Source organism: Undibacterium sp. GrIS 1.2 (assembly GCF_040544435.1).
GTDB lineage: Bacteria > Pseudomonadota > Gammaproteobacteria > Burkholderiales > Burkholderiaceae_D > Undibacterium.
Genome location: NZ_JBEONP010000061.1, coordinates 1 through 23,164 on the forward strand (window position 1 = coordinate 1; position 23,164 = coordinate 23,164).

Sequence of the window (23,164 nt, forward strand, 5' to 3'; positions counted from 1 at the left end):
GAGGCCGCCGTCGGTGTTGCTGTGTCAAATCGCATGCTCGCTGCTGGACGCCCAAACTCCGTCCGTAGTCAGAAAGTTCCTGCATAAATGATCGGGGTTGGGGTACTTTTTACTTCAACTTTTAAGTGCACCAACGCCATCCGCTTTCCAACTAGCTTATTTGCGGCTTTCCCCCATAAAGTTGTCATGGCGTTGGGAAAACAAGAATCAACAGGTAATGTTGCAGTAAAAAAACGTGGAAATTTCTCAAGTTCATATATAACCTTGGCATTTTCAATGCCGACTTGAATGTAACTTGGCGATGGGTCAAATCGATACATATCTGTGATATCTCCTTCGAATATCCAATCTGCTTTGTTCGCAGCCTCTTGTGCCGATTTAACAATCGTTGAACAATTTTTGCTTTCCTGCGAGAGAGTTGTTTGAGAAATAAACAGCAATATTAGTGCGGTCGAAGACAATGAAAATCTCATTTAAATTTCTGTCATTTCGGTTATCAATTCTATTTGATGTATGGCAGCTTCGTGTCGTGTTTGCCGATTAATACAGGCAAAAAAAGACTGAAACCAGCCATTCACGACTCGATAATTTGGCGTCTTATGATCAAGATCATCGTTGCGGCGCAGCTTTATTTCGCAGAGTCATATGGATAGGCGGGCTCGTGCCCGCCCACCACACCTACCAGACTCGAACGCGATCCGCTGGCGCGAGGTACAGCATTTGACCAGGCTGCACGTCAAAGGCTTTGTACCAAGCCTCTAGGTTGCGAACGGTAGCCGTCCGATACTTTGCAGGCGAATGACCATCAGTGAGAATCTGTTGGCGTTGCGCAGCGTCACGCGCCTTGTTGCGCCACGACTGCGCATAGCCGATAAAAAATTGGCGGTCGTCTGCAATATTATCCTTCAAGGAAACATGGTAGGCGTCAAGCGAAGCTGCCAGACCCGCCAGATCCGCGAGATTTTCTGAAAGCGTCTGCTGGCCATTGATCGCCAAATCTGGGAATGGTTTGTAGGCAGAATACTGGATGGCCAAAGCCCCCGATGCTGTTTTGAAATGCGCCAAGTCGGCCGCACTCCACCATTCACGCAAGCGGCCTTGTGCGTCGAATTGTGCCCCCTGGTCATCAAAACTATGGCTGATTTCATGACCGATGATCGCACCGATGGCACCATAATTGACGGTGTCACTCGCTTGTGGGTCGAAGTACGGAGGTTGCAGAATTGCTGCAGGGAAGTTCATGGAATTTTGCAGTGGCATATTAACCGCGTCCACGAGATGCGATGGCATAGACCATTCGGTGCGGTCAACCTTCTTGCGCAACTTTGCAAGTTGCTGTGTCAGATGGAACTGTTCGGCACGCTGCACGTTTCCGAGCGCGTCTGTAGGTGAAACTGTCAGGCCTGCATAGGATGCCCACTTGTCGGGATAGCCCACACCCACATAGAGAGTCTTGAGTTTGGCCTGCGCCTGGGCACGGGTAGCGGGCGCCATCCAATCGAGTTGTTCAATGCGACGGCTAAACGCAGCGATAATGTTGTCGACCATGGTGCGTACACGGAGTTTGTTTGCCTCTGGAAAATAGCGGTCAACATAGAGATGGCCGACAGCCTCGTCAAGGGCGACATTTGTGGCATTCAGAGAGCGCTTCCAACGCAACGACAGCTGAGGCGTGTCAGACAGTGCTGTACCGTAAAAAGAAAAATGCTGTTCTACATAGGCCTTAGGCAAGACCGACCCAAAGTGATTAATGGTGTGGAAGGCCAGATAATCCTTCCAAGTGCCGAGTTCTGTGGCACCGACCAGAGCCGCCTCGCCGGAGACGGCGCTCGGATGCCAAACAGTAAAAGTCTTTTGGCTGTTCAAATGGGCACTCGTGAAGAAGGCATTCCAGTCCATCCCCGGGGCTTTACCGGCGAAGTCGGCGAAGCGCCAAGTGTTATTGGCCTTTTGCACATCAGCCGAAGTTTCGCGGTCAGCATGGGACTCGGCGATTTTGATCTCCAGTGACATGACGCGAGCGGCTCGCGCCTCCACATCGTCGAAGCCAGCGAGTTTAAGCATAGCGGCGATGTGTGCCTGGTACTTTGTTCGCAGCTCGGCCATCAGTTGACTATCAGCGAGGTAGTAGGCGCGGTCAGGCATGCCAAGGCCACCTTGTAGCAGGTAAGCGGTGTTGTGCTGCGGATCTGTTAATCCTTGCGCTACCCACAAGCCAAAGATGTTCTCTGTAAAGAAATTGGTGTTGTTGAGCGGATCGACGTCGGCGCGTAACGAGGCACCAAGGGTATGCGCCAAATCAGTTTTACTTTTAATCGCCGCAATTTGTTTGAGCATTGGTGCTAGCGGCGCGATACCCTTGGCCTCAATGCCATCCTCATCCATGTAGGCGTGGTAAAAGTCACCTACAAGGCGGGCATTACTGGAGGCCGCCTTGTCAGTGGCTGCAGTTTCAATCAACTTCACAATACGAGCGTTGGTATCCTCGGCCAACACTCCACCAGCGCCCCAGCTACTTTTGTCGGCCGGAATTTCAGTCTTGGCAAGCCAGTCGCCATTGACGAATTGAAAAAAATCGTCACCGGCAACCAAGTCGTGTGCTGCGGAGACCGTGCCAGTCGCTGATGCCATTGGCAGGGCTTGAGCGCAGACGAAAGATGGCATAAAAACGATGGCCGCGCCACATAGGGAAAGACGCAGGGCACTCGTCCGCAGTTCAAAACTTGGCTTGGAGATGCTAAATGACATGGGTGGTTCCTCATTAAAATGAAAGGTCATGCAAAATGGATGCAAGCATCCCAATGTTGGACTTAGATAAAAGCACCAATTCAGTACATTTTTATAATACCAATAAAACTAGAAATGTCGAAATCGTACGAATGGGCTTTTATTCCAATTTTGGCGGTCGCAACGGATAAATTAGACTGATTGCTGACGGTCGGCGATGTCGCCTCACGCGCAACTCCGTGCCCAAAGCCGTCAGATGCTGCCCGAAGAAGCAGCCAGATCATGTGATGGAGGAAATGCTCGAATTTATCATTGGTCGTCTCAGAATTCGAAAAATAAAGCACGCTAAGAAATTCCATGGGCAAACCGCCACCTATTGGCTGGAAGCCTGGTCACGCGATTAGATTTCGGGCGCACCAGTCAGCAATTGCTCAAGTACTTCTATACGGTGTCGGCGTGGTGTCGTGATGGCATAGAAACGCTCTTGCAGCGCTGTTGACTGTCCTACGGAGACGAGAATTCCAGCGCGCAGCTCATCCTGAACCACCACCTCGGGCAACAATGTCAGCCAGCCGCTGTCACGGGCAATCAGACGAAGCATGGCCATGTCATCCACCTCGGCTCGCAGTCTTGGACTCACACCTTTAGTTGCACATAGCGCGTCGAATTGCGCACGCAAGGCATGGCGCGGTCCTGGCAATGCAATGTCCAATCCATTCAAGTCTTCTGGAATACGCAGGCTTTGCGATGCCCAATTGCTCGCAGGACCTACCAGCGAGATCAACTGGCTACCTAAAAAACGGCAGTGCAATGGCCGATTAGGATCAGTAGGAACGGTCTCGTTAGCTAGTACCACGTCCAACTGGTGCTTTACCAGCCGAGCAAGTAGCCCTTCTAGCAGCCCAGATTCCAGCGTCAGCACTACGGCTGGGTTTGTGAGCGCAGGTCGAATCCAGTTTTCCTGATAATTGCGTGACATAGTGGCCACGCTGCCCACACGAAGGCGGGCAATCCCGGCTGAACGACCTTCCAAGCGTCCCAGCATTTCTTGGCCGAGACCGAAGATGTTGTCGGCATAGGCCTGCACAAGTTGTCCCGTGTCAGTGAGGATGAGACGGCGGCCTTCACGGATAAACAAGCCCTCGCCGATCCATTCTTCCAACTGGCGAATTTGAGCTGAAACCGCTGATTGCGAGGTGTGCAACTCCTCTGCTGCTCGCGTAAGGTGCCCAAGCTTGGCCACTCGCCAGAAATAAAAGAGGTGATGAAAATTGAGTTGGCTAAGCTTAATCATTCGTTTTTTAGTATTAAATTGTTCTTATTAATCTATTTTACAGAAGTTTTTTTCCCAAGCATCATCCTTGCAATAAATTTAAATAGGGTCATGCGATGGATATTCCTCATGTTTTGCATTTAACTTATGCCTTGACACCGATTGCTTTGATGGCTGGGCTGGCGGGACTAACGCGACTTACTTGGATCTCGACGCCGAGCCTCTGGCGTTTATTTCAGGTGGTTTCGTTTGTCGCACTGGCATTTACAGGAATATCCCTTTCGGTGGGGGTAAATGGCGGGCATTGGCCTGGAGTAGTGACTGCGACGTCTTTTAGCTTAATCCTGGCTTTGCTCGTGCAGCTGCTCGGGACGATCATTGGCGCGTTTTCTGCCCGCTATCTGGAGGGCGAGCTAGGTCAGCGACGCTATGTTGGAGCACTGGCGGCTGTGTTGGCCGGTGTACATCTTCTCTTGATGGCCGATCACTGGCTGCTACTCATCGCAGCCTGGGCATCAGTGGGTTTCGCGCTGCAGCATCTACTGTGCTTTTACCCGGATCGCCCCTTTGCCCTGCTGGCTGCTCACAAAAAGCGCATCGCTGATCGGCTGGCCGACGTGATGTTGCTCGGCGCTACCGCGCTGGCTTGGCTAGAGGTCGGGAGCGGCTCGCTCACGGCTCTGTGGGTACACATTGCCGAGCAGGGCATGTCTGTGCCCCTGCAAATGAGCGCCGTGTTACTCGTGTTAGCAGTCATACTTCGCACTGCCTTGCTACCGGTGCATGGCTGGCTAATCCAAGTGATGGAAGCGCCGACCCCGGTCTCTGCGCTGTTGCATGCGGGCGTGGTCAACCTTGGCGGTTTTGTGATAATCCGCTTCGCACCGATGCTCGACCAAGCAACACCAGCGCGTATGTTGCTTTTGGTATTCGGCCTGGCGACAGCCGTGCTGGCGGGTATGGTGATGCTTACCCGCATCAGCATCAAGGTTCGCTTGGCTTGGTCAACCGTTGCCCAGATGGGCTTCATGCTGCTTGAATGCGCGCTCGGCCTTTACACTCTGGCAGCCCTGCATCTTATTGGACATTCGCTCTACAAGGCGCATGCCTTTCTGTCGGCATCGACCGCCGTGCGCCAGACTCGTTTGCAGGTTTTGCGCGGTGCATCATTACCCAGTACTACCAGTCTGGTACTAGCACCAGCGCTGACAATTCTCACTGTACTCTTGGTACAGACACTCGCGGGACAAGCATCCTGGCCTTGGTGGTGGAGTCTGGTGCTTGGTCTCGCCTGGGCTCCCATGTTGTGGTTGCCATCAGTGCAAGCCGACTGGTCAGCACGTAGCGCACAAGCCATTTTCGGGATCCTGATGGTAGTCGGTCTCACTCTTGCCGCAACTGCCGCACACGCACTGCCTTTCGATCTCAAAGACTTCCCTCAACGAGAGCTCGGTTTAATCGCGCTGATAGGTATGGCAGCCTTGTATTTCTTTCAAGCGCTGCTGCAAGCACGACCACAACTGCTGGGTCATTGGCGTCGTTGGAGTTATGCCGGTTTTTATCTGGACGAGGCCTACACGCGATTGGCTCTCCACATCTGGCCAGCTCGCTGGACGTCCAAGGCTGCCACGCACGTTGAGCCAAAATCCGCCACATCCCCGCTGACTGATGCTGCGCACTGAACTGAACTGACAAACGGAGAACCTTATGACAGACATACTGACCACCGACACACTGCCGGGTACGGCGAACCCAACACTAGCTATTCCCGATTTTGAGGCGCTGCATGCTGCGATTGAGCACGCCTGTAATCAAGCCTGCCAAGCGATTGCACCCGCATGGCCGTTGGATCGAGCCATCGCGGTCAATCCGCATTGGTCACGTATCAGTATGCCCTTGCGACGGGTGGCTGCACGAATGGCCGTGCTAGGCAGCGTCCAGGTATTTCCATCGCGAGATCAGCAGCTGAAAGCCTGGTGTGAAGGGCGAATTAGCGCAGCTGATCTGACCTTAGCTTTGCGACAGCTACCTGCGGCGCAGACGGCCGGTCTCAGTCCAGATCAATGCATAGCCGCGTTGCAGGCGAGCCTGCCACAAGCGCAATTGCCGCTGCTGATTGATGTGCTCGACAACGATCCAAATCGTCACGCACGGCTGTCTTGGCGCAACGCCATCACGCACCAAGTGAGCCAAACCTGTGCCGCATACTTTGATGAGCATCAAGCCATCTGGCAGCCAGAACGAACCCAGGGTTTGTACGCTTTTTGGCGAGATACCTTGCAGCACGACCACGGCATCGGCTTGTTGATGGGCTTGCCGCGAATTGGCAGTGTCGTCAACACATTGCCAGCCACGGCGGTCGAAGCAGAGCGCTGGGCGATGCAACGCCTGGGTCTGCCGCAGGCAGTGTGGGCAGACTACCTTGAATCGGTGCTGCTCACGGTCAACGGTTGGGCTTCTTGGTGCGCGTATTTGGGCTGGCAGGCTGGTTTGGAGGGGGGCACCGACGCGCACCTGCGCGAGCTGCTAGCGATTCGTTTAGCTTGGGGCGCAATGCTGTTGGGATGCAAAGATGACGCGACCACTCAGCAGGCGTTTGTCGAACTTCAGCAGGCTTGGAGCCAAGCTCCCTTCATGTTGAAAGAGATTGAACAGACACTTTTGATCGACGAGGTTTGGCAGTTGGCTTTGGAGCTTGGCTATCAGCGCGACTTAGCTCAACGCTTGGCTTTGGCCAGCCACCATGGATTGGCTCCGCACGAGATTGAAGTTCAGGCGGCTTTCTGCATCGACGTGCGCAGCGAGCCCTTGCGGCGCGCCTTGGAGTCCGTTTGGCCGGGGGTTCAGACCCTTGGCTTTGCAGGCTTTTTCGGCTTGCCTGTGGCTTACACGCCACTGTCGACGCAAGCCCGGCGGCCTCAGTTACCGGGCTTGCTATCTCCTTCCATGGAGGTGAGCGATCGCATCATGAGCGCCGACTCAAAAAAGCACGAAGCCGATGCCGCACTGGAAAGCGCCGCGAGTCGCGCACGTCAGACCCGATTCGCCATGGCAGATCAATGGCTGGCCGCTAGCCGCTGGCCCGGTGCAGCGTTCTCTTTCGTGGAGGCAGCCGGATTGGGCTATCTCGGCAAGCTCGGCAATTGGCTGCTGCCGAGTATGCATAATCGTACCAAAGACGACCTAGAAGGGCTGCCAGCCCGCTATCGCCCGATCTGTCGCCCGCAACTGCTTGGGCTAGACCTTAAAGCTAAAGTTGCGCTCGCAACAGGGGTGCTGCACGCCATGGGTTTAGAGAAAGACTTAGCGCCGCTGGTACTCCTCGTCGGGCACGGCAGTCAATCTGCCAACAACGCCCACGCGGCTGCATTGGACTGTGGTGCCTGCTGCGGACAGACCGGCGAAGTCAATGCACGCAGCCTGGCGCAATTGCTTAACGAACCAGCGGTGCGCCAAGGTTTGCAAGCGAGCGGGCTAACCATCCCCGAATCGACTGTATTCGTGGCAGCACTGCACAACACCACCACCGATGAAATCGAGGGGTTTGATCTTGATCTGCTACCGAAAGTTGCCCTCACTAACTGGGAGCGCCTGCAAACGGTGTTTTCCCACGCCTGCGATCAGGTACGTCGCGAGCGAGCACCCAGCTTGCAACTTGATCCGCGCGCGCCGCATGATGTGCTGTTAGGTCAGTTGCGCCGCCGTGCCAACGACGGCGCGCAGACGCGACCAGAATGGGGGCTCGCGGGCAATGCTGCTTTTCTGATTGCTCCCCGGCACAGAAGCCGTGGCGTTGTGCTGGGCGGACGTAGTTTTCTGCACGACTATGACGCCAGCCAGGACAGCGAAGGCAGCGTGCTAGAACTGCTGATGACCGCACCCATGCTGGTCACGCATTGGATTAACTGGCAATACCACGCGTCTACCTGTGATCCGCTGCGCTTGGGCAGCGGCAACAAGGTGCTGCATAACGTTGTCGGTGGTAACCTCGGCGTCTTCGAGGGCAATGGCGGCGATCTGCGAATCGGGCTGTCCCGCCAGTCGCTGCACAACGGCGAACGCTGGGTTCATGAACCTTTGCGGCTGACCGTGATCATCGATGCGCCGCAGGCGGCGATTGAAGCGGTGATACGCAAGCATTCGGTCGTCAAGCAACTGCTGGACAACGGCTGGCTGCACCTATGGCGCTTCAAGCCAACTGGCTTCGAACGTTATGAGCAAGGAACATGGTCTCCATTATGTTTGGAGGTTGAATGATATCGAAGCCATCTCGCTACGACGGAAGTCGAGTTGCCTTACTGACTCAGCATGGAAAGGAACGTGTAATCGCACCCGTGCTTGAACCTGGCCTCGGTTGCTCCATCGAACTGGTTACAGGTTTCGATACTGATCAGCTTGGCACCTTTACAAGGGAGACGCCGCGGTACGGTACACAACTGGAGGCGGCCAGACGCAAGGCAAGAAAAGGGATGGAGCTGGCAGGTACTTATCAAGGCATTGCCAGTGAAGGAAGCTTCGGGCCCGATCCCCACACGGGTATGTTTCCTTGGAATGTAGAGTTGTTGGTCTGGATCGATGATCAAGAGGGAATTGAAGTCGTCGGTATCGCCCAAGGTGCTGCCCCTGGCGGTTATATTCAGAGCGGCGATTGGCAGGTAGTTGCTGACTTTGCCGAGCGAGTGGGTTTCCCTGAGCACCATTTGGTGGTGCGCCCAGATGGGCAAAGCGATACGCGCATCTACAAGAACATTGCCGATTGGGCCAGACTGAAAACGTGTTTCGACAATAGCGTCGAGCAATCATGTAGCGACAACGTGTTTGTCGAATTGGATTTGCGCGCCTTCGCCAATCCGAACCGAATGAAACACATCAAGCAGGCTGCTGCCGATCTGCTGCAACGCATGCTATCGACATGCCCAGCATGCAATGCCCCTGGCTTCTGGATCAGCGAACGGCAACCGGGACTGCCCTGCGCAACTTGTCGGTTGCCAACCTCGAGTTATCGCAGCGAAGTTTGGACGTGTCTGCGCTGTGAGCATCGTAGCCTCGCTGAAAGGGCGGACCGGTTACTAGCTGACCCTGCGCATTGTGCTTACTGTAATCCGTAACTTGCTGGGAAACTATGTCTGAGTGAGAGGTGAATGAGGTGCTCTCTTATTCGAGAAGTTAAGTCACTGCCTGTGTAGAAGATTATTGTTCGTGGGACCAACTCATATTTATGGCACGCAATATCCGTCCGCTATAAAGAGCGGTCTAATTCGTCCGGAAAGTGCCGGTAGCTGACCATTGCAAAAAAGTCACTGGCCGGTAACGCCCCAATGCTGCATTCGAATCGAATCTTGCAATTGCGCGGCACTGCGTTTGCGATCAGTCAACGAATATATGTTTGAGCACATAATCGTTGTGCAGCGCATTAATATCTCTTCATGGCAATAAGAAGAATACAGACGTTGAGAGTGCGCGGTATTTGCGCGTTTTTACGCAGCCACTAACACCTTTGGCGACCAGAACGTGCACTGTGCAGCAATATCTTCGAAAATATTGCCGCATAGATTTTTATACCTCTGTTTGTTCCGCAATTTCAAGGGCATCATCAACTTCGATGCCCAAATAGCGCACGGTGCTTTCGAGTTTAGTATGTCCAAGCAAAAGCTGCACCGCCCGTAAATTTTTTGTCCTCCGATAAATCAAGGTCGCTTTGGTTCGGCGCATCGTATGTGTGCCATACGAGACAGGATTTAAACCGATGGAAGTGACCCAAGATTGAACAATCCTTGCATATTGTCGAGTTGAAATATGAGCTGAGTTTTTTTGTCGGCTTTGAAATAGACATTGATCTGGTGTAAGGTGTGCTTTGTTGATCAAAGCTGAAAGTGAGTCCCTGGTCGATTCCGTAATTTCGAATTGAACTGGTATCTTGGTTTTCTTTTGCATGACAATAGCGCGCGACATGATTCTTTGCCCTTGGGCGACATCACAGACGCGTAAATTCACCAGATCACAACCACGCAACTTACTATCGATCGCCAAATTGAACATCGCCAATTCCCGGGTGCGTAAAGCAAGCTGAAGGCGAATTCGGATTGCCCAGATTTCTTTCAGTTTTAAGGGCAACTTTTGACCAACCAATTTTCCTTTTTTCCAGGACGTTTTATGTTCAACTGTATTTGAGTTCATGACGATACTCCTTCTTCAAAATAGAGATGATCATTTTGAACTTATTTTGTGATACGAGTGATCGCGCTAAAAAATTAACTCCACCATGGCATGACTTGAAGGCAAGGCTACCCGAACCGACAAAACAGACTGAAACCAGTCATTCGTAAATCGATTTATATGGGCTAAAGCAATGAATTTTATCTTGAAAAAATAGACTTTGAAATTTCAATGATGCACATTTTGGTTAAAAGTGTGCATCATGTTGCATTCAATAAATTTTAAGAAGAATGAATAAATTTCTGTTAGATAACCGAACGTCCCACGGTTTGTCATCTGATCGCGATCAAATTCCTCATTCGGAAAAGTTAATAGAACTGCCGAACGTATATAAGCGAATTGTGGGTAATCGGAAGGCTGGGAAGACGCTTACTTTTAAACTAGTTCTGCTGCATTACTTAGTGCGTTGCGGCACGGAGAAATATGAGCCGTAACCCAAAAGTATCGACGGATGTCCAACTTTTGGGTTGCAGGTCGGGGCAAGATTGAGTTGCCATTTAATGCGAGCTGACATCCTTCCTTGCCACTACGGCTCCCGTGTGGGCGCCCTTTACTGAGACCACTGCGGAGCCGGCTGAGTCGCAAGGAGGCAGGCTCGAAAATTCGTGTCATACATTACCCCGTTCGGGCCAAGTGCCGTGTCATTGAGAACAAAACTTGGAGCGGCGGAGTAGCCCTCAAATTTGTCTGCTGCACGATAGAAGTAGTAATTATTGTCATGTGTGACCGCCAATGTCAGCCACAATTTGTTTGTTTCTTGAACCCAATAGTTATAGTTGGGCGTATTATAAAAAAGTTGTGTAGCCTCAATTAAACCAGCCATAGATTGATAATATGGATTGTCCGGATATCCAAGCTTGTATTCGTCTCCGCCTCGCGGCCACGTGGCGAACAGGTCTGTCATGCGTTGTCCGATTGTCTCGCCATAGAACATTGTGCAGTCATCCGTAATCCGCACGCCCAGGCGCCGCAAGCCGTCGAAATGGCTAATGTCAGTGGTTTTGTGCGGAACCGACGCTCGGGTAGGAGGCAAATTCCAGCCATCGACTCCGGTCACCTGGCGGGCACCGTAGTTGACGCCAGCCGGAAAGTAACCAAGCGCCACCGTTGTAATAGGCCCATAGGTGTCAGCAGCGATTCCCTGGTACCACATTTGATTGGTCGTCTTGTCGATAATGGTACTGGGCGGTAGCGCGTTCAACGGCGTTGTTTCACTGACCAACACACTGTCCTGGGGATAGTAGAACACGTCGTTCATCTTGGAATTGCCCTTCAATAGTGCCATTTGTAATTTTCGGTTTGCCCGCCACAGGTTTAGAGTCGGCACAATACTGGATTCATATCCGGGCGTGGACCGCATGTATTCAACAATGTAGGCAACCGACCGGGCTTGCTGCGAGTCAAAATATTCCCACTGAGTTTCGATGGCGTCGGCCTGCGACGCGTCGTATACATTGGATTTAACCTGTCTGGCGATTTTTCCCCATAGGACCAGCAGGCTGCTATCGCGCGTTACCGTGCCGTAAAGTGAACTGTGCCAGCTTTGCAAGCCGCCTTGCACCAGGTTTTTGAAAATATAGTCGTTGAGCTTATCGCGCCGGTCCACGCTGCCTCCGATGGCCAATGCACGCATCTCTACATCGATGGTCTCATTTATGACCACCAAGTTTTGGACATTCTGGGTCACCGCCGTCACGTAGGTCGATCTGTCGATGGCCTGCAGGAGCGAGGACTGCACAGCATCGAGCTTGGTCGACAGTGCGTTTACCGCGTTCGCGATTTCGACCAGCTTTGCCATCTGCGCGGCCGCCGCTTCAGCTGCGGCCTTGGCTGCGGCGCTCGAAGAATCGCCAAAACCTACTGCGCTCATAATCGACGAAAACGCTTCTCCGCCTACTTTGCCGAGCACTCCGCTTGCCAGACCTTTGGCGACGAAGAGGGTAACGTCCACGCCGGCACCTTCAAGGACAGTTTCATGAAAGGTGTGGGTCTTGCCCGCATTCAGCTCTTGCAACAGGCTAGTGACTAGCGGCGTTATGCCCCCGGAGTTATCGATGGCCGTGGCGAACAGCCGGCCACTGAACTGTCGGGGCGTCAGATTGAGTCCGACGCCGTAAGCGGTAGGAATGTCGAGAAAACGCTGAATATCGGCAGTGCTTTGCGCCAGCGACAAGGTAGGGCTGGCCTTCATCTGCTGCGCGACTATGGTGGTAACGGGATTGACCGGCGCAAACTGGCCTTGGGCAGGACGATTCCTGACCTCTGCAGCCAGGTCGCCGGAGAATGTTCGGCCTTGGTAATTGCCACCGCTGACGACGATGGAGTAGTCAGGTACAGGTTGCGCCACATAAAGGGAAAAACTTCCGTTGGCGGCAGTAGTCGCGGTACCGATTCGGACACCACTCGGACCAAATACGTTGACCGCTGCGGCCGACAGTGGACCATACACGGTTGCCGCGCCGTAGATCTCGGTGCAGTTCTTCGGACTGACGCGGCAGGCGGCCGATAGCGCGTCTGCTTGCTTCTGCGCGTCGTCGGCGTTGCCTCCGCAACCGCTAACAGCGATGAGCAGCAGGCTACCCAGCAAGAGTCGATACATTCGAAAGTTATACATTGTTTCTATTCTCCGATATTTTATGATTAAGGCGTAGTGCGGTCGGTTAGCATTCAGATGGCTTACACAGCCATCCGCGATGCCTTCAACGTTCATTGCAGCATGGAAGCCAGCGTCTGGCGATGAATGCCCCGCTAAATGGTTTCGCTCTCGTGCAGGGTCAGGGGACTGGTCCGGACAAAGGCTGCAATCTCGTCCTTGCGCATGAACGCGACGCCCGGATTCGACTTCGCGTAACGCAGGAATTCGTCCTATACGCGCACCATCGCTGGCGAGCCGCTGATCCGGTCGTGGGCACTGATGGACATCATGCGACGCCGGTTTGCCCCTTCCTCGTACAACTGGTCGAAATCGAGCTTGATCTGATCAAGGAATTGTCCCGGCGTGAAATTACGCCCTTCGATCAGCAAAATGTCGTTGTTGCGCAGTGTGTAAGGTACGACGACAAAATCCTTGCCATCCACTTTCTCAATGAAGGGCTCATCCCGGCTTAAATCGTCGATATGGTAGGTGTAGCCCAGTTCCTGCAGCAGCGACAAGGTGTTCGGTCCACGCCGCAGCCAGTTGCAGTTGTAGCCGGTCGGGCGTTGGCCAGTGACCTTCTCGACCATGTCTGCCGCTTCTTGGATGAACTTGCGCTCCTTTGGGCGGCTCATTGCATATTGCGAACTCCAGCGCGGGCCATGGCCGGCAGCTTCGTGGCCGCGTTGCACGATGTCCCGGGCCAGCGCTGGCTGGCGCTGCGCCGCTTCACCGATCATGTGCGACGTCACCTTGACGTTGTGCTTGTCCCACAGGTCGAGCATGCGTGGCACGCCTTCCCGGTAGCCGTAGGCAAACCAGGTATTGGCAGCCAAGTCGGCGGGCACGCTGGACGGGAAGTCAACCTTGGGGAAGGGACTGTCGGTGCCCTTAGCCGGCTGCCCGCCGGCCTCGAACTGCATGGAAATGGAAATAACGAGCCGCGCGCCGCCCGGCCAGAACTGGCCTGGAGCCACCGCAGTTTTGCTTGCTTTGGCAGGGGGCGCCGGCTGCGCCTGGGCCACTGCGGGCAAGACCGCCCCCCTGCAGCAGCAATGCCGGCCCGGGTCATGGAGGACCGCCGGCTCTTGGCGCTCGTCTCGGACTGCGCATTGGCTTTGGTATTTGACGAATTGTTGGTTTTAGCTGCAGCATTCATTTGTGTCACCCTGTTGAATTCGTATGGATAAAAACGTCCTGCTCCGAAAGGCGTTAAGCGGTCCCGGTTTATTTCACAATGCCCATTTGTTAAAACAGGGTCAGATTGTCCTCAAAGACCAGCGACAAGAAAAATTTATTCATCGTAACAACTCCCTAAGTAATTTAACTAAATGAAACTCAAGCGAATGTCTGCCTGCGCCTGCATCGCGGTTGCTGAGAGTCCCAGCATCAGGCTCGGCGGGAGGATCTTGAGCTTGGCCGCGTGCGCTTTTTGCAGTAGGTTTTGCAGCAGCGCGCTCGGTTTAAAGCCGTTGCGACGCGTGTGGCGGTGAGTGATGGGTCTGGTAGTTTTCATCAAATACTTTCTCGTTTTCTAGCTCTTTTCGTGAGCGGTAGTGATGATGCCAATCCGCCATAGCTTCAGCAAGCCACTGTGCGGGTTTCGGCGGACTTCTTACTGGCGAGCAATAAGGTTCTGCCACATTTATTTTTTAAACCACGATGCGTTGCGCTTACCAAGAACAAATACCACCTATTGCTTATCAGATAGTCCGTATATAGCTCCCATCGCTTCTTATCCTGATAGCACCTTGGGGCAGATAGTAAAATGTGGGCAACTGCTTGTCCCTACTGCATCTGCAGTATTTTTCGCTTTTGACGGGAAATAAGTTGCGCCGGTATGCGGGGGTGAACAGGTGTGCTGTTTAGCGTACCGCGTAAAAACCATGCTTGATCGCGTAACCGGTGATGTCGGCAGCGTTGCGCAGGCGGAGTTTTTTCATCAGGTTCTGCCGGTGGGTTCGCACCGTCAAGACGCTGATATCGAGAATGACGGCGATCCGCTGGTTCGTGACACCGCCTGCAATCATGCTGATGATTTCGATTTGGCGGGGCGTGGGCACCATTGCTGTGCGCCGGTCTAGCGTCGTCTCGCCACACTCAGGGGCGGCGCGACCAACTGTGGCGTGTCCTTTGCGAGCCAGCATTGCCCGAATGACCTGCAGCAGTGCCGAATGATGTTCTGGCATGACGGCGTAGCCATCGGTTAGCGCGACGCCATCCGGGCCCCGTGTGTTGACCCCCACCGTTACCTCGACTATCACGTCGCCAGGGAAATCAAGTACAAAGACCAACGGCACGTGCTTGCTCGCAAAAGCACACGCTGCGGTGGCGCCGACAAGCGCATCCAGCTTGTCAATACGCGTGAAAGCATTTGCGTTCATTTGATTGGATGCGACATGCGCGGCATCGCTTTTGTTGCCGCCAAACGCCAATGCCGGCGAATCGTAATGCAGGGGAAAATATCGATGGCTGCACCTTTCAAAGCAACTATGTTATTGAGAAGGTGTGCGGAAGTGAATACTGTAACTGCAGTATTTTGCGGGGACCGAAACGGATCAGGAGGGCGTATAAAACCCGTGCTTGACGGCGTAGGCGGTGACTTCTGCGGCATTGCGCAGATTGAGTTTTTCCATCAGATTCTGGCGATGCGTGCGCACCGTAAATACACTGATAAAGAGTATCGTTGCAATATCCTGGTTGCTCACGCCGCGGGCGATCATGCACATGATTTTCTGTTCGCGCGGCGTGGCCTGCACGGCAGATCCGCCGTTGCGATCCGGCCCGTTTGCCTGGAACAGGTCGGCAATGCTTTTGCTGACATATTGGCGGCCGGAGAGTACCGCACGCATTGCCAGCAGTAAATCGCCGGTGTGTTCATGTTTGAGAATATAGCCATCCACACCCGCTGCCAGCGCCTGGCCGATCGATTCCGGTTCGAGGCTGCCGGTCAACACCAAAATTTTGACATCGCTAAATTGCGCCTTGACGCGGCTTGCCACTTCGTAGCCATGACAGCCCGGGAGATGGAGATCGAGCAAGAGCAAATCGGGGCTGAACTTGCGCACTAGTCCTTCAACCGCTGCACCGTCGCCGGTTTCTGCAATCACTTGCAAGCCCGGCTCGGTCTCGATCAGAAGCTTCAGACCCTCTCGAACCAGCGCGTGATCTTCCGCAAGTAATATTTTTATCATAGTTGTCCATTGTTGCAGAAAAATATCCTTTGCGGGAACAGGTTCAAATCCGGTTATCATCTGCGCTCTGTTGTAAAAGGATGAAACCATGCGAATCGAAGAGGCGGTTCTTGCTGAGCGGGTTCGCCATGCCTGTATCAATATGCTAGCCATCATGCTCACCATGCTCACCAGCTTGGCCCGCGTGTTTAGCCTGCGGCATTCCTTTGCTTGGCTGTTGATATGCGGGACGCTTTGCGCAATAGGCTCCGCCGCCCATGCGATGCCTACCGTCCGCCTCGACGATGGTGTGGGCGTCGTGGTGCTGGCCGATAAGTTTGAGGCCTTTGTCGACAGCGGCGCACAGTTGACGCTTGCGGACGTGCAAAGCCCAACCCATGCCTTTCGATTTGTTGCGACTGAGAATGATCAGATATGGGCCCAAGCCCATGAGGCCATCTGGTTGCGCATCGCATTTCATAACACCGCAGCCGGGCCCAGACATTGGTGGCTCGACACCGGCAGTTTCGTCGATAGAAGTATGGACCTGTACGCGCCCGATGCAACTGGCGCCTACCAGCGCCAGAGCGCCAGTTCGATGTCGCCGTTTTTTGAGCGCCCTTTGCCATTAAAAACGATTGCCTTCCCTTTACATTTGCAATCAGGTACTGATGCCGTCGTGTATATCCGGGCCAAGGTTGCCTCGGGATTAATCATCAATCCGAAAATCTGGGAGCCGCAGGCTCTGCAACACAAGTTGGGGACCGAACGCAACCACTGGTTGGTCTATCTGGGTGCGGCGGGTGCCTTGGTTCTTTTCAATTTGTTGCTGGGGATTGTTTTGCGGGACCGCCTCTACGCGCTGTATGCGTTATCGTGCATGACCGTCACATGGAGCGTATCCTCATTTTTTGGCGGTTTTGGCGCTGCTTTTGAATTACTGTGGCCGAACTGGCCCGCGTTCCAACGCTTCAGCGTGGATAGTGCCACTGTAGCTGCAATCGTTACCGGCGCCATCTTCATTGCATCGCTGCTGGACCTGCGCCATCAAACGCCGCGTCTGTTTAAAGCGCTGGTAGCGACAACGGGGCTATTGCTGATCTGTTGGATCGTTATGCATACCGTCGGACCTTTGAGATTCAACCCCGGCCTAGCCAGTTCAATGGTGGGAAACATTGCGCCTTTTTACGTTCTGGCAGCTGCACTAACTGTTTTGCTTCTGCTCATTTCTATCGTTCGTCTGGCTTGGCGAGGAAGCCGTCCTGCTCGATTCCTGGTTCTTGCTGGAATGCCCGTCGGAATTGTGGGATTGGCCATGAGTCTGCTGCAGGCACTGTATCCGTTAAGTAACGAATTGATGATGTGGGCCTCACTGTTTGAAATGCTGACGATGGCATTGGCGCTGGCCGACCGCTTTCAGCAGGACCGTGCCGAAAAACTGCGGGCGCAGGCGGCACTCCTGGCCGGGTTGCAAGCATCGGAAAGGGCAATGGAAGGCAAGGTTGTCATGCGCACCCAGGAACTGAGTGAAGCTTTGGCCCAGCAACAAATCGCCGTGGCGCAAAACGTTTACCTGGTTGCCCAACTCACGGTCCAAAAGAACGTCGCGGAGGCAGCGACGCTGGCCAAGTCGCGTTTTCTCGCCGCCGCCAGCCATGATCTGCGGCAACCAACCCATGCGCTCGGCCTGTTCATCGCTACCCTCCAATCGATGGCGCAACGCCCGGACATCAAGGCAACTGACGTAGAGCATATCGCCGGGCGGCTGCAAACCGCCCTCAGCGGCTTGGGGCGACTGCTCAACGGCCTACTCGATGTCTCGCGCCTCGATGCCGGCGCCGTCGAGGTCCGCAAGCAAGTGGTCTCTCTGGACAGCGAACTGACTAACATCAACAACGCTTTCTCCGGCCCGGCCAACGCCAAGGGCCTAAATTTTAAAGTGCGCTTGCCAGCTGCATTGTCGGTAGACACTGATCCGGTGCTACTGCATCAGGTCCTTTCGAATCTCGCGGCCAATGCCGTGCGCTACACCCAGCATGGCCGCATTCTGATCGGATGCCGCCGACGCGCAGATGAAGTCGAGATCCAAGTGTGGGACACTGGCATCGGCATTGCGCAAGACCAGCACGAAAAAATCTTCGAGGAGTTCTATCAGATTGGCAACGTCGCCCGTGATCACGAACAGGGGCTGGGATTGGGATTGGCGATCGTGCAGCGCTCTGCCGGTTTGCTGGGAACACGGCTCAAGCTTAACTCGACACTCGGGAAAGGATCAGTGTTTTCATTCACGCTGCCCCGCGTCGATGTCACCTCCGCGGCGCAGCATCGGGAGCCAACGCGGTCTCATGCAGGTCGGCGCAGCGCCACGGTTATCGTCATCGACGATGACCCCGACGTGCTCGACGCGGTGCGGATATTACTGTCGAATTGGGGACATCTTGTCATTGCCGCCAATACGTTGGAACAGGCAGTAGAAGCGGCAGGCAAGCAGATGCAGGAAATCGATTTGATTTTATCCGATTACCGATTAGCCGAAAATGTGAATGGCGCCGATGCCATCCGCGCCGTTCTGGCGCGAGTCGGACGAGCGATCCCTGCCGTCATTATCACTGGCGATACCTCTCCGGAACGGATACGTGAAGCGAGCGCAAGCGGTTTCAGGCTGCTGCATAAACCGCTTGATCCGCAGGCATTGAATGCACTGATGGAAGAGTATGACGTCTAAGGGAGGCGGCTGTATCCAACATGGCGTCGGTCAATTTGAACCCTTCCAATCACGCGCCATCCGCTAGATCCCGCCCCGCTGGGCCTGCGATGGATCAATCCAGTCAAGTTTTACTGCTCCGAAGACATATTGAAACACTTGGGCATCAAAGGGCAAACGCTTTGCCTGATGTTGGACGATTTTAAATTCTGGAAGAACAAAAATCCTCGATGGGAACCGCCTCATCGTTCAACCCGGATATCCATACTGTAACTCAGTGCATTTTGATGATGCTTCACGCGAACTGGAAGACCAGCCCGACTGACTGCTAACGCCCCAAAGCGGTCTGTCGCGCCTCTACGAAGCAGACACTCAAAGTTAGCGCATTATTGGTTTTTGCGCTCTATCCCTTATTTTAGGAGTGCGCGACGATGAGACACCTCCAGGCATAAAGACGGACTGAGGACGGTCAGGTTTCGCCGGCCATTGGCGCTTGGATGTCCGAAGTAGTATCAACGCCCGTCTGGAAGCTGGCACTCATTCATTTCATGGACTTTGTCGCAAAATGCATACAAACATGCAGAAGCGTCTCTTTAATGACGCAACGACCAGATGGAGTTTCGAGTACTATTAAACAAATAGTTGCCGAAAGTAATTTCTAACCTGATGGAATGGTAATGTTAAAAAAATTCATCCGTATTGGTTCATGGAACATCGGTGCCAGATTAGCACTCTTTATGTTTATTATTGTCGGTGCGACATTAGTTACTCTTATCGCATTAATCAATTACAGCACTAATCAACAAATCGAACAACGAACCGCTCTTGATGTCACTGACAAAACAAAAATGGTGGCCGATATGTTGAATATTTTTGATGCTGGTCTTCGATCACAAGTCAGCGTCGACGCCAAAATTTTCGAGGGCAGTTTCAAAGGCGCAGTTGGGCTTGATCCATCACGTTCCATTGATGTTGCCGGAACCGCTACACCAGTTTTGAAATCGGGCGACGGTGACCTCAACGGAAATTTTCCTGTGTTGGATCAATTCACCAGCCTGTCAGGAGCGATAGCAACGCTGTTCGTCAAGAAAGACAACGACTTCATACGGGTCTCAACAACACTGAAGAAGGAAAATGGTGAACGTGCGGTCGGCACTGTGTTGGATCATACGAACCCAGCTTTTGAAATCGTTAGCGGCGGCAAAAGTTATGTGGGTATCGCGACCATATTCGGAAAACAATATATGACGCAATACGACCCCATTATCGACAGCGGGGGAAAAGTTATCGGCATATTTTTTGTTGGCGTCAATTTTACAGAGGCGATTACACAACTCAAAGATAAGATTCGGGCCATGAAAATAGGTGACACCGGATATTTTTATGCGCTGGATGCACGGGAAGGAAAAAACCTTGGCACCTTAATTATTCACCCGAGCAAGGAAGGGCAAATAATCCTCGATTCAAAGGACAGCAGCGGGCGTGAATTCATCAAAGAAATACTGGAACGAAAAGAAGGCGTGATACGTTATCCATGGGTCAACACTGAGCGCGGCGAGTCGGAAACACGAGAAAAGATCGTCGCGTTTATGCCGATAAAAAACTGGAATTGGATCGTGGCCGGGGGTGTCTACACCGACGAATTCACGCGAGATGCGACTGCGCTTGCCCATCGCTACGAAGCGATCGGCGTCATTTTATTGCTATGCTTAGGGGGCGCATTGTATTACGTCATGCGTGTGCGTCTTAGCCTCCCCTTGCAGACTGTGATTAATGCCGCAAGAAATTTGGCTCAAGGTGATTTGCGAACCCATATTAGTTCGACACGGGTTGATGAAATTGGCCAATTGATCGAAGCGATTAATAGCATTGGAACAGGCTTGGCGGAAGTGGTCATGCAGGTGCGTGCGAGCACGTCCGAAATTTCTCTGGCTGCCGATGAAATATCAAATGGCAACGCTGATTTATCGGCGCGGTCCGAATCGCAGGCCAGCTCGCTGGAACAAACGGCGGCGTCTATGCAAGAACTGACCGGCACAGTTAAAAAGAATTCCGAGAGTGCCAAGACTGCCAATGATCTGGTGGTTTCGGCAGCTGGTGTTGCCACTAAAGGTGGGCAAGTTGTTTCGCAAGTGATCAGCACGATGGCATCGATTAAGGAGAGCTCAAAGCGGATTGTCGATATTATCAGTGTCATTGATGGAATCGCATTTCAAACCAATATTCTGGCGCTGAATGCCGCTGTGGAAGCTGCCCGTGCAGGCGAGCAGGGGCGTGGCTTTGCCGTGGTAGCTTCCGAAGTGCGTAATCTGGCCCAGCGCTCAGCAGCAGCAGCCAAGGAAATCGCATCCCTGATTCAAGACTCCGTTGCAAAGGTAGATGCGGGCAATTTACTGGCTGAGCAGACTGGAAATACGATGACTGCGATTTTGGAATCTGTCGACAAGGTGACTCACATCATGGCCGAAATTAGCAGCGCCAGTATCGAACAAAGCTCCGGCATTGAACAAGTGAATCAAGCAGTTGGGCAAATGGACGAAATGACACAACAAAACGCTGCCTTGGTGGAAGAAGCTGCGGCCGCAGCGGAAGCCATGAGCGAACAAGTCAATGCAATGGCAAAAATAGTCGGCGTGTTCAAGATTGAAGAACCAACAGCAACAGTAACAAAGCGTCTGCAAAAGTCAGCTGTGTCATATTTGTAAAAAAATAGTATCAACCAGGAGCTCTTTTTCTATGTCTTTTTCTCGTTTTTTTAAAAATAAAATATAGCACATATGGCTCAAATAGATGAGCGCGCCAGGCGCTGTTGTGTGATGTCATATTTATAAGCCGGAGGAAAGAGCCGCTCGAAAAAAGCGATTGGAGTATTGATGGTACTCATTTTTCTCGCTCGCTGATAGACGATTCCAAGTGCTGGTATCAACATAATCTCTCTCAATAAAATCAAAGGCGTAACCGAATGACGGCTCATGGCCGCTCTAAGACAAAGCATGCAGCTTTTGCTGCTCCTCTGACACAGGCCAAATGAGTGCTGTGGTCTGCTGCTGCCAACCTAGCTTCAAATAGAACTCCTCTTTACCTGGAGCAGCAGTTAATGTGATAAATTTATAGCCCACCAATTGTGACCTAAGGTAATTTACAATTTCTCGCCCAAGACCAGATTGTTGACTGTCAGGTTTCACTACAACGTCGACCAAAAGCGCGTAGTACTTGCCATCGTCCATCGTTCTTCCGAACGCGACTAATTCGTCTCCATCGTATACGAATATGACGAAGCTACTTTTTTCAAAGGCGGAACAAATCTCTGAGGGCTGACGGTTGCCCCAGCCCACTTGTTGAAATAGTGAAGCAACTACTTCCCAGTCAACTTTCTGGGTTGTGAATACAAAGTTCAAATTTCACTCCAATACTATTAGATTAGGTTTAAGAAAGAGCAATAGTCGGTTACATTTCTAAAATTGACGAAAAAAATGAAGGGTCGCTGCTGGCCGATTGTGAGCGGTCGTCTCGCCGCTATCAACAGCGCTTGCCGAACCAACGTCACGCTCTTTCATTTTGGGGCGTGAAGCCTACTTATTCATCAAATGCCGTTTGCGCTTACACCATTTCGCAAAACAGACCCAAGTTATCAATGGAAAAATCCAAAAAATGACGATTGCAAAGTAAGGGAGATTCGATCTCGAAGCAGCCAGAATAGCTGTAATTAATATAGAAAATGCGAATAAAATTGTGGTCCAAATTTTCTGCAGTGCCGTAACCTTCGAAACAAGAAGATAAAGAAAAAATGCCAAAATCAACCCCATAAAGGGCAATATTACTGCCAAAAATAATATGTCCATTTTCCCCAATTTGCTGTCCTTTGTTGGTACCGAAGCTGATTTATTCCGATTAAGGCGGACATGCAAAGCTTTGGCGTTCGCTTTGAGCCGGGCCGGATAAAACAAGATCTTTACCGTTGCTATCAACCTCAGAGTGGTAGTCAAAAGTATTCCAGCTAAAGCCAGCGACAATGCCATATTTCTTGCCTGTGCTTCGTAAAGCGCACCACTGATTTTTCAAATCTTCTTCCAAAATCATATAGTTCGCAATTGCTGTGCGTGGACTGGCAGCGAGAATAGTATCCAGTTCAGCGGGGGAGCCAATGTTTTTCAGTAATAGCCTTATCGGATTATTGGCAGCCTTACCGTTATTGAAGCGGACAATGAAATCGGATAATGGCGTAGCCCCGTTACCGTACCCGGCGCGGTATAAATTATCTACTTCCACCGATACCACACCCAAGGGCTGTAGATCGCGGCGTTGGTGCACTTAAAAGTTGAAGTAAAAAGTACCCCAACTCCGATCATTTATGCAGGAACTTTCTGACTACGGACGGAGTTTGGGCGTCCAGCAGCGAGCATGCGATTTAACACAGCAACACCGACGGCGGCCTC

At 52.6% G+C, this 23,164-nt stretch carries 17 protein-coding genes and 1 pseudogene; 5 read left to right on the top strand and 13 right to left on the bottom strand.

Features of this window, described 5'->3' with window-relative positions:
- Nucleotides 1-68 precede the first annotated feature (68 nt).
- The 4 genes from AAKU61_RS19395 to AAKU61_RS19410 all read right to left on the bottom strand — a co-directional run bounded on the left by AAKU61_RS19395 (nt 69) and on the right by AAKU61_RS19410 (nt 4,018).
- Nucleotides 69-473: a hypothetical protein gene (locus tag AAKU61_RS19395; RefSeq protein ID WP_354334931.1), complete on the bottom strand. Its 405-nt coding sequence runs from the start codon at nt 471-473 to the stop codon at nt 69-71.
- Between the two features lie 205 nt (nt 474-678).
- On the bottom strand, nt 679-2,748 hold the full coding sequence (locus tag AAKU61_RS19400; RefSeq protein WP_354334933.1) for a M13 family metallopeptidase: 2,070 nt from the start codon (nt 2,746-2,748) through the stop codon (nt 679-681).
- A gap of 80 nt (nt 2,749-2,828) precedes the next feature.
- A complete protein-coding gene (locus AAKU61_RS19405; protein ID WP_354334935.1) occupies nt 2,829-3,086 on the bottom strand; it encodes a hypothetical protein in 258 nt (85 codons plus the stop codon).
- A 41-nt stretch (nt 3,087-3,127) separates the two neighbouring features.
- Nucleotides 3,128-4,018, bottom strand: a complete 891-nt coding sequence (locus tag AAKU61_RS19410) for a LysR family transcriptional regulator (RefSeq protein WP_354334958.1) — start codon at nt 4,016-4,018, stop codon at nt 3,128-3,130.
- 98 nt (nt 4,019-4,116) lie between these two features.
- On the opposite strand from AAKU61_RS19410, the gene AAKU61_RS19415 reads away from it, so the two are divergent.
- Genes AAKU61_RS19415 through AAKU61_RS19425 form a run of 3 tightly spaced genes read left to right on the top strand, consistent with a single transcriptional unit; the run spans nt 4,117 to nt 9,108 of the window.
- Nucleotides 4,117-5,682 (top strand): NADH-quinone oxidoreductase subunit L, encoded by a 1,566-nt coding sequence (locus tag AAKU61_RS19415; protein ID WP_354334937.1) that lies wholly within the window; start codon nt 4,117-4,119, stop codon nt 5,680-5,682.
- 25 nt (nt 5,683-5,707) lie between these two features.
- A complete protein-coding gene (locus AAKU61_RS19420; RefSeq protein ID WP_354334939.1) occupies nt 5,708-8,257 on the top strand; it encodes a YbcC family protein in 2,550 nt (849 codons plus the stop codon).
- Complete coding sequence (locus AAKU61_RS19425) at nt 8,254-9,108, top strand: DUF6671 family protein (protein WP_354334940.1); 855 nt, start codon at nt 8,254-8,256, stop codon at nt 9,106-9,108. The genes AAKU61_RS19420 and AAKU61_RS19425 overlap by 4 nt, the downstream gene beginning before the upstream one ends.
- Nucleotides 9,109-9,556: 448 nt before the next feature.
- Here the strand turns inward: AAKU61_RS19425 and AAKU61_RS19430 are convergent, their stop codons facing one another.
- The 6 genes and pseudogenes from AAKU61_RS19430 to AAKU61_RS19455 all read right to left on the bottom strand — a co-directional run bounded on the left by AAKU61_RS19430 (nt 9,557) and on the right by AAKU61_RS19455 (nt 16,105).
- A complete protein-coding gene (locus AAKU61_RS19430) occupies nt 9,557-10,177 on the bottom strand; it encodes a tyrosine-type recombinase/integrase (protein WP_354334942.1) in 621 nt (206 codons plus the stop codon).
- A gap of 589 nt (nt 10,178-10,766) precedes the next feature.
- The gene (locus AAKU61_RS19435) at nt 10,767-12,926 is read right to left on the bottom strand and encodes a hypothetical protein (RefSeq protein ID WP_354334944.1); all 2,160 of its coding nucleotides are present in this window, start codon (nt 12,924-12,926) and stop codon (nt 10,767-10,769) included.
- 38 nt (nt 12,927-12,964) lie between these two features.
- Nucleotides 12,965-13,876 (bottom strand): annotated as a pseudogene (locus AAKU61_RS19440) (polysaccharide deacetylase family protein).
- Nucleotides 13,877-14,178: 302 nt separating this feature from the next.
- The gene (locus AAKU61_RS19445) at nt 14,179-14,367 is read right to left on the bottom strand and encodes a hypothetical protein (RefSeq protein ID WP_354334946.1); all 189 of its coding nucleotides are present in this window, start codon (nt 14,365-14,367) and stop codon (nt 14,179-14,181) included.
- Between the two features lie 349 nt (nt 14,368-14,716).
- Nucleotides 14,717-15,235, bottom strand: coding sequence for a response regulator transcription factor (locus AAKU61_RS19450; protein ID WP_354334948.1), 519 nt, complete (start codon nt 15,233-15,235; stop codon nt 14,717-14,719).
- Between the two features lie 174 nt (nt 15,236-15,409).
- On the bottom strand, nt 15,410-16,105 hold the full coding sequence (locus AAKU61_RS19455) for a response regulator (protein WP_354334950.1): 696 nt from the start codon (nt 16,103-16,105) through the stop codon (nt 15,410-15,412).
- A 28-nt stretch (nt 16,106-16,133) separates the two neighbouring features.
- On the opposite strand from AAKU61_RS19455, the gene AAKU61_RS19460 reads away from it, so the two are divergent.
- Together AAKU61_RS19460 and AAKU61_RS19465 are read left to right on the top strand one after the other, a co-directional pair.
- Complete coding sequence (locus tag AAKU61_RS19460; protein ID WP_354334952.1) at nt 16,134-18,749, top strand: hybrid sensor histidine kinase/response regulator; 2,616 nt, start codon at nt 16,134-16,136, stop codon at nt 18,747-18,749.
- 656 nt (nt 18,750-19,405) lie between these two features.
- Nucleotides 19,406-21,433: a methyl-accepting chemotaxis protein gene (locus tag AAKU61_RS19465; protein ID WP_354334954.1), complete on the top strand. Its 2,028-nt coding sequence runs from the start codon at nt 19,406-19,408 to the stop codon at nt 21,431-21,433.
- Nucleotides 21,434-21,510: 77 nt separating this feature from the next.
- On the opposite strand, the gene AAKU61_RS19470 is transcribed toward AAKU61_RS19465, so the two are convergent.
- From AAKU61_RS19470 to AAKU61_RS19480, 3 genes are all read right to left on the bottom strand, one after another.
- Nucleotides 21,511-21,702 (bottom strand): hypothetical protein, encoded by a 192-nt coding sequence (locus tag AAKU61_RS19470; RefSeq protein WP_322121756.1) that lies wholly within the window; start codon nt 21,700-21,702, stop codon nt 21,511-21,513.
- A gap of 7 nt (nt 21,703-21,709) precedes the next feature.
- Complete coding sequence (locus AAKU61_RS19475; RefSeq protein WP_322121755.1) at nt 21,710-22,126, bottom strand: GNAT family N-acetyltransferase; 417 nt, start codon at nt 22,124-22,126, stop codon at nt 21,710-21,712.
- Nucleotides 22,127-22,619: 493 nt separating this feature from the next.
- Nucleotides 22,620-23,039: a hypothetical protein gene (locus tag AAKU61_RS19480; RefSeq protein ID WP_354334956.1), complete on the bottom strand. Its 420-nt coding sequence runs from the start codon at nt 23,037-23,039 to the stop codon at nt 22,620-22,622.
- Between the last annotated feature and the right edge of the window lie 125 nt (nt 23,040-23,164).

Excerpts from the sequence above, each read along its gene's own strand:
- AAKU61_RS19395 (WP_354334931.1), bottom strand. The coding sequence starts at position 473 with ATGAGATTTTCATTGTCTTCGACCGCACTAATATTGCTGTTTATTTCT.
- AAKU61_RS19400 (WP_354334933.1), bottom strand. The coding sequence starts at position 2,748 with ATGTCATTTAGCATCTCCAAGCCAAGTTTTGAACTGCGGACGAGTGCC.
- AAKU61_RS19405 (WP_354334935.1), bottom strand. The coding sequence starts at position 3,086 with ATGGAATTTCTTAGCGTGCTTTATTTTTCGAATTCTGAGACGACCAAT.
- AAKU61_RS19415 (WP_354334937.1), top strand. The coding sequence starts at position 4,117 with ATGGATATTCCTCATGTTTTGCATTTAACTTATGCCTTGACACCGATT.
- AAKU61_RS19420 (WP_354334939.1), top strand. The coding sequence starts at position 5,708 with ATGACAGACATACTGACCACCGACACACTGCCGGGTACGGCGAACCCA.
- AAKU61_RS19425 (WP_354334940.1), top strand. The coding sequence starts at position 8,254 with ATGATATCGAAGCCATCTCGCTACGACGGAAGTCGAGTTGCCTTACTG.
- AAKU61_RS19430 (WP_354334942.1), bottom strand. The coding sequence starts at position 10,177 with ATGAACTCAAATACAGTTGAACATAAAACGTCCTGGAAAAAAGGAAAA.
- AAKU61_RS19435 (WP_354334944.1), bottom strand. The coding sequence starts at position 12,926 with ATGAACGTTGAAGGCATCGCGGATGGCTGTGTAAGCCATCTGAATGCT.
- AAKU61_RS19445 (WP_354334946.1), bottom strand. The coding sequence starts at position 14,367 with ATGAAAACTACCAGACCCATCACTCACCGCCACACGCGTCGCAACGGC.
- AAKU61_RS19450 (WP_354334948.1), bottom strand. The coding sequence starts at position 15,235 with ATGAACGCAAATGCTTTCACGCGTATTGACAAGCTGGATGCGCTTGTC.
- AAKU61_RS19455 (WP_354334950.1), bottom strand. The coding sequence starts at position 16,105 with ATGATAACCGGATTTGAACCTGTTCCCGCAAAGGATATTTTTCTGCAA.
- AAKU61_RS19460 (WP_354334952.1), top strand. The coding sequence starts at position 16,134 with ATGCGAATCGAAGAGGCGGTTCTTGCTGAGCGGGTTCGCCATGCCTGT.
- AAKU61_RS19465 (WP_354334954.1), top strand. The coding sequence starts at position 19,406 with ATGTTAAAAAAATTCATCCGTATTGGTTCATGGAACATCGGTGCCAGA.
- AAKU61_RS19470 (WP_322121756.1), bottom strand. The coding sequence starts at position 21,702 with ATGAGCCGTCATTCGGTTACGCCTTTGATTTTATTGAGAGAGATTATG.